This window comes from Phyllobacterium lublinensis (genome assembly GCF_020164435.1).
GTDB lineage: Bacteria > Pseudomonadota > Alphaproteobacteria > Rhizobiales > Rhizobiaceae > Phyllobacterium > Phyllobacterium lublinensis.
Genome location: NZ_JAIUDQ010000043.1, coordinates 1 through 251, shown reverse-complemented (window position 1 = coordinate 251; position 251 = coordinate 1). Strand labels below are relative to the sequence as shown.

Annotated in this window: 1 pseudogene; it reads left to right on the top strand. The window is 58.2% G+C overall.

The window, feature by feature from the left end:
* A pseudogene (locus tag K9U38_RS21925) lies at nucleotides 1-251 on the top strand (DUF2955 domain-containing protein); the annotation flags it as partial.

Here is a 251-nt window from a genome sequence, read left to right as displayed (position 1 = left end):
TCCCACATTTTCCTCTTTCTGTTGGTGCTGCTCGCTGGCCTGGTATTCGGCGGCCGTGCCGCCATGAATGCGCCGGCCGCCAAACTCTACGCTGGTGCCTTGACGATCTTCCTGCTCGTATTCGGAACAGGTGTGTCACCGCTTCCGGGGTCTGCCGCCGATTCGTTTTCCACCCGGGTCACCTACATACTGGTAGCCATCGCCTATGCGATGTTTATGACAACATTACTGTGGCCACGGCAGGAACGCAG